This is a genomic window from Thiohalocapsa sp., from assembly GCF_019695415.1.
Lineage (GTDB): Bacteria > Pseudomonadota > Gammaproteobacteria > Chromatiales > Chromatiaceae > Thiohalocapsa.
Map to the genome: position 1 here is coordinate 1 of NZ_JAIFKJ010000091.1, position 5,910 is coordinate 5,910.

At 67.6% G+C, this 5,910-nt stretch carries 8 protein-coding genes; 6 read left to right on the forward strand and 2 right to left on the reverse strand.

The window, feature by feature from the left end; all coding sequences use genetic code 11:
- Positions 1-191: 191 nt before the first annotated feature.
- Positions 192-1,154 carry a zinc metallopeptidase gene (locus I6U14_RS01675; protein WP_296896352.1) on the reverse strand — a complete coding sequence of 321 codons (963 nt, stop codon included), beginning with the start codon at positions 1,152-1,154 and terminating at the stop codon, positions 192-194.
- Between the two features lie 207 nt (positions 1,155-1,361).
- Here I6U14_RS01675 and I6U14_RS01680 point away from each other — a divergent pair, with 207 nt between their 5' ends.
- Complete coding sequence (locus I6U14_RS01680; RefSeq protein ID WP_296896354.1) at positions 1,362-1,715, forward strand: pentapeptide repeat-containing protein; 354 nt, start codon at positions 1,362-1,364, stop codon at positions 1,713-1,715.
- Between the two features lie 143 nt (positions 1,716-1,858).
- Here the strand turns inward: I6U14_RS01680 and I6U14_RS01685 are convergent, their stop codons facing one another.
- Entirely contained in the window at positions 1,859-2,755 is an 897-nt protein-coding gene (locus I6U14_RS01685) for an EcsC family protein (RefSeq protein WP_296896356.1), read from the reverse strand.
- A gap of 207 nt (positions 2,756-2,962) precedes the next feature.
- Between I6U14_RS01685 and I6U14_RS01690 the strand changes: the two genes are divergently transcribed.
- From I6U14_RS01690 to I6U14_RS01710, 5 genes are all read left to right on the forward strand, one after another.
- Entirely contained in the window at positions 2,963-3,571 is a 609-nt protein-coding gene (locus I6U14_RS01690; protein ID WP_296896357.1) for a hypothetical protein, read from the forward strand.
- 84 nt (positions 3,572-3,655) lie between these two features.
- Positions 3,656-4,390, forward strand: a complete 735-nt coding sequence (locus I6U14_RS01695; protein WP_296896359.1) for a TerC family protein — start codon at positions 3,656-3,658, stop codon at positions 4,388-4,390.
- Positions 4,391-4,427: 37 nt separating this feature from the next.
- Complete coding sequence (locus I6U14_RS01700) at positions 4,428-4,853, forward strand: universal stress protein (RefSeq protein ID WP_296896361.1); 426 nt, start codon at positions 4,428-4,430, stop codon at positions 4,851-4,853.
- 41 nt (positions 4,854-4,894) lie between these two features.
- The gene (locus I6U14_RS01705; RefSeq protein WP_296896363.1) at positions 4,895-5,518 is read left to right on the forward strand and encodes a flavin reductase family protein; all 624 of its coding nucleotides are present in this window, start codon (positions 4,895-4,897) and stop codon (positions 5,516-5,518) included.
- Positions 5,519-5,706: 188 nt separating this feature from the next.
- On the forward strand, positions 5,707-5,910 hold a 204-nt coding region (locus I6U14_RS01710; RefSeq protein WP_296896365.1), incomplete at its 3' end, for a pyruvate kinase.

Consider the following 5,910-nt stretch of genomic DNA (forward strand, 5'->3'; position numbering starts at 1 on the left):
CACCGTAGCGGCTCGGGCCCGACGCTTGGCCGGCGTATGCGGGCAGGGACAGCGCTTGTGGTCTGCACCCGCTGCGCGTGCCAGCGGTGCCGGCTCAGGCCAACGCAGGCGCCGCCGGCAACGACCGACCACTTATGACCTTCTTGTTACGGTTGCGCCTGATGCCATGAGAACTAAGCCACTGGATGGAGTCAATAGCCCCCAGTGAGCAACAACCATTGACGCACCACCGGCCGGGCGAGGGCCCGCAGCCAGGGTTGCCGCCGGGCTCGTCGCCGGGAGAAATCGCGCCGCGCATCCGCGCAGCCGCGGGCCGCAGCGCCAGCACGCACCGGTGGCAGCACGCGTGGTGCCGGCCGGGCGGCGCGCGGCGCCTGCTCGGGAAGTGATGGTCCAGTCACCACAGCGGCCTGCGCCCGAGAGCTCGGCTCCCGTTGTCGGGCGCCGATCGTCCGCATCGATGCAAGGAGCCCAGGGCTGGTGAGGCGAGCTCCGATGATGGGCCAAAGTACCACCACCGGCACCGCCGCCGACGCGAGATATGTCAGCGAGCAGGCCAGCAGAATGCGACGGGCGTCTCCGACCTGTGCATCGGATAAGCAGCACTCGCGCAATAGCGGCAAGGCACGACCGAAGCTCGCGTCCAGTTCCGTCGGCAGCGCCGCCAGCTGCGCCGCGAGCCCGCTGCCCAGCATGCCGGCAGCCCCCAGACTCAGCAGCCGCGAGGGCGCGGGCGTCCGCGCCGCAATGGCCGCTGCCGGCACCGCCAGCAGCAGTATAGTGCCGACGCTGGTGGTCACCTGGGCCAGCCGCGCGAGCCACTGATGCAGCCGAAACGCTCGGCTGCCAGCGGCATCCTGCAGTGCATGGCCCACCTCATGCGCCACGGTCGTCGCGGCCGTTAGGCTGGAGCGATGGAAGTGACCCCGGCTCAGTCGGACCGCCTTGGCCAGCGGGTCGTAGTGGTCACCGAGGTCCGTAACCTCCACGCGTACCAGCGTCAGGCCTTCCCGGTCGAGCAGGCGGCGGGCCAGCTCGTCTGCAGGCAGGAAGGCACCGTCCTCTTGGTCAAACCGGCGGAGCTCCCATTTGGCCCAAAGCCGCGGGCCGAAAGCGGCAGCCAGTACGGGAGCCACGATCAGTGCCGGGTGCATGGCGGGCGCGCAGCGAATGGCAGATCGATGAGCATGGGGCAAGCATAGAAGCCATAAGGCACCTTGGCCACCACCGCCCGGCAGCGGTCTGCTAGTCTTGCAAAGGACCGGACGGCATCGTGGCGGGTACGGCTAGCGTATCGGGCTCGCGCCCAGTGTCACGCCTGGTGTCCCGCCACTTGTCATCACCCGCCTGGAGACGCACCCGTGGCGACCAAAAAGGCCATCGAGCTCCTCAAAGAAGGCGACATACAAGCCTTCAATAAATGGGTCAAGGAGCGCCGCAAGAACGGCAAGAGCGCCGTGGATCTGGACGACAAGGACCTGAGCGGCCTCAAGCTCCGCGAGGCCGACCTGCGTGAGGCGCATCTCAACGGCGCCAACCTGCGCAAGTGCGACCTCAAGGGCGCCAACCTGCACGCCGCTCGGCTGCGCCAAGCGGACCTACGCGGTTGCGATCTCCGTGAAGCGGACCTGAGCGACGCCGACCTGCGCAAGGCCAAGCTCAAGGGAGCGAGCCTCAAGAAGGCCAACGTCAAGGGCGCACGGGGACTGGACTAGGCTGTCGGGTCTTCCCGCGGCGGCGCAGCTCGACGGTGCTCCCGTCGGCTCTTAGGATACGCCGATTTATTGGGCATCCTGCCCAAGAGTCGGACGGACATCCTCCCCGCGCGAGCCGACACGCTGTTTGCGGATCAAGCGGCCTACCACCCCTCGATGGGGCTGAAGTCCTGCGTGCCGAGTCGGTCCTGCTCCCGCAGGCGGCTGTAGGCGTCGCGGATGACCTGCGGGCCATAATCGCGCTCAAGCCGGCGGACGATGAAATGCCCGCGGGCCACATCCTGGTAGTGCTGCATGAAGATCAGGTTCAGGGTCGCGGCACTCAGTGCGCCCGCCACCGGCACCAGCTGTGCCGCAAGCTTGTCCGAGATGACCACCCCGAAGCGCGCGGCCACCGCGCGCGCCAGCTGGATGGCGCCCGGAATATGCGGCCCGTCCACCTTGCCGGCGAATTCCAGCAGGCTCTCGAAGTGCAGGCCGAGGGTGATGCGCATGCCGTAGTAGCCGATCTCGGCCTCGTCGTCGTCCTTGGTGCGCCCACCCAGCGCGAAGACCTGCACACAGGCGAGCCGCGACTCGCGGCTGCCCATGATGTCCTCGCCCTCGCTGCGCGCAATGTCCGCGATGGAGCGCATCATGAGCGCTGTCGCTACCGGCAGCTCCGCCAGCACCGTGAGCGGCCCGAAGAAGCCGCCGACCGCACCGGTGCCCATGACCAGGACGCGGTGCAGCATGTCGCTGGAGGGGATGGGCTCACGATGGTCCATGGAGCCCATGGCCATTTTGAGCGTTCGGTACATATTGGTCTCGACGCCAAGGTCGAGACGCTTCTTCAAGTGCCGCGGCAGAAGCTTCATGGCCCCCTCGAAGGGCGAAGCCAGCACATCGCTCAGGCGCGCGGCGAGCGACGGATGCTCCAGACGCTCATAAGACCAAGCCAGCTCCCGCGCGGCGTGGACTGGCAATCCCGCGGCGACGAGCTGCCGGGCGGCCGGGTCGCGGCGATCGACGGAAGCGCTTGCGTGATCGGGGCTGCTCATGGCCATAGCTTAGGCGAAACGGCCGCATCGCGCCCAATGGACAGGCGCAGTCTGAAAATCGCCGGCCCAAGACATTCGGCCGCCGCGGGGTCGTGCGTGAGGGTACGTTGAACCTCCGTCTCTGGGAACTTCAGAGCCTGGTCGTGAGCCACAGTTCCGCTATGCTGAGACAAGGCACAGCAAACAAACGCGCAGCCCCGGAGCCCTATGAACGCCGCTGACGGCGACAATGCCCCGCCCGGTGAATACGGACCGACCCACTCCGCCGGCCGCCGGCAGTCCCTGGCCGCGGAGGAGTTCTTCTACTTTTTCCTGCGCCTGCGCAAGAACGAGATCCGTCGCACTGTGCGGCAGCTCGAGGCCCAGTTCCCGGATGATGACCTGCGCACTCGCGCCCGCCGTCTGGTGGACGCCAAGACAGGGCTCGCGGCCGTCGGCGGTGCCTTGCTGTATGCGCCGGCTCTGTTTCCGGCGGCGGGTCAATTCCTGAAGCTCGCCGGCGTCGTCGGCGCCGCGTCTATGCTGACGCGCATGCACCTGTACCTCATCCTGGAGATTGCCTGTGCCTATGGCGAAGACATCGACGACCTGGCGCGGGTGCCGGAGATGATCGCTGTGGTGGCCGCCACGGGCATGGGCGGTGCAGCACCGCAGCTGCTCGCGGGCTACCAACTGGCACCCTGGGTATCCATCGGTGCCGGCGCGCTCTCCATGACGGCGGTCACGCGGCTCATCGGCATGGCGGCCGTGCGCTTCTATGCCGGGCAGCGCGCCGCCGACCGCGTCGCACCGCCGGCGCCGGAGCCGGCGGGCTGATGCGCCTCGCTGCGGCCAACACGCACAGGAACGCGGCGTCCGCAGGCGAGCTCTGGGGCATGGTTTTCCCCAGGGGAGGCCGGCATGCATGAGGTCGCCCTTGCCGACGGCGGCTTCTGGGTGTCGGTGCTTCAGATCATCGCCATCGATATCCTGCTCGGCGGCGACAACGCCGTCGTCATTGCGCTCGCCTGCCGGAGACTCCCGGCGAAACAGCGCAACCAGGGCATTCTCTGGGGAGTCTTCGGCGCCATTGCGCTTCGCCTCACGCTCATCTTCTTTGCCCTGCAGTTGCTGGCATTACCCTTCCTCAAGGTGGTCGGCGGCCTGCTGCTCTTGTGGATTGGGGTCAAGCTGCTGCAGCCGGAGCCCGAGGTGCACGACGACGCCGTGGACGCCCCGAGCCATCTGTTCGGCGCCGTCAAGACCATCGTCATCGCCGATGCCGTGATGAGCCTGGACAACGTCATTGCCGTCGCCGGTGCCGCCGACGGCGACATCATGCTGGTGGCCTTCGGCATCGTGGTGAGCATCCCGATCATCGTCTGGGGCAGCAAGCTGGTGCTGATGCTGATGGACCGCTTCCCGGTCATCATCACAGTGGGCGGCGGGTTGCTGGGATGGATCGGCGGCGAAATGCTGGTCACGGACGTCGCACTGGCGCACTATCTACCGCACTGGCTGCACTATTTGGCGGCGGCCGCCGGCGCCATCTTCGTCATCACCGTCGGCACCAAGCTGGCGAGGCGCGCCCGGCCGCGACCGCTGGAAGAAGTCGCCAGCGGGCACCGCGGCGAGGACGCCGACTCCAATGTCTAAATCGCGAAAGAAGGCCACTAAACGGAGAGCGGGGAGGATGACCAAAGTCCTGCTGCCGGTGGACGGCTCGGAGTTCTCCGACCGCGCCCTGGACTATGTGCTGGAGATGACTGAGGGCGAAGATCCGGTGGAGGTACACCTGGTGTCCGTGCAATTGCCCATCGACTCGGGCCACGCACGCATGTTCGTCTCCGACGACGACATCGCCGCCTATCATCGGGACGAGGGCCTGGCAGTGCTCAAGCCGTATATGGCGCGCCTGGACGCCGCCGGGGTGTCCTACAACTGGCATGTCCTGGTGGGCCACATCGCTCAGACCATCGCCCGCTTCGCCAAGGAGCAGAAGTTTGACAAAGTCGTGATGGGCACCCATGGGCGCTCCGGCCTGACCCAGCTCCTAATGGGCTCCGTGGCACAGAATGTCATCCGGCGGTTGAAAATCCCGGTGGCGCTGGTCAAGTAGGCAGCGGCCGACGTCCGGCAGCCGACCCGAGCAGCGCCGCCATGCCTCACAACAGTACCGAGCCGCACCACCCCCTGGATGCCGCCACCGCTGACGCCGTCAACGCCGTTTACCACCTCTATGACCCGCCGCTATGGCTGGTTACCGCGGCCGAGGCGCCGCAAGCCGGGAGCACCCGAGGCGGCTGCATCGCTACATTTGTCGCTCGCGCCTCCATCGTCCGCGACCGCCCGCGCATGGTGGCGGGCATCGCCCGCCAACACCACACCTGGCGCATGATCGAGGCCAGCCGACGCTTCGCGGTGTTCCTGCTCCCTGAGTCCGCGCTGGAGCTCGTCTGGCGCTTCGGGCTCGCCACCGGAAAGGATGTAGACAAGTATGCCGACCTGCCGGACACCCGAACGCCCTTCGGCAGCCCCTTTGTGGAGGGTCCCATCGCCTGGCTCGACTGCCACGTCGAGACCAGCATGAACACCGGCGACCGCAGCATCTACCTCGCCGAGGTCATCGGCGGCGATGTCTTGGACGCCGGCGCCACGCCCCTCACCGCAGGCCGCCTGATGGACCTCGCCCCCGCCGACAAGCGCGCCGAGCTCGACCGCCTCTATGCCCGCGACGGCCGCATCGACGCCGGCGCCATCGACACCTGGCGCAAGACCAGCTGACCCCGCCAGCCTGCGGAAGCCGCGCCCCCACCGCGAAGACCCGCGCGGACGCTCACTGAGCACGTTTCGGACTGCAGCCACGGCGGTCACAAGACCGCAACGCACCGCCGGGCAGCCGCTCGGCTAATATCGTCCTACCCGACGCGCCCACACCTGTGCGCCGACGCCTCTCACCTGGGAGCCCCTTCATGCAGTACCGCCCCCACAAAACCAAAATCGTGGCCACCATCGGCCCGGCGTCAGATCAACCGGAAATGCTCCGCGCCCTCATCGAGGCTGGAGTAGACGTAGCCCTCCACTTCTCCCACGGCGACCCGGATTACCACGCGCGCGTCATCGCCCGGCTCCGAGAGGCCGCCGCCAACACCGGAAGGCGCGTCGCCCTCCTGGGT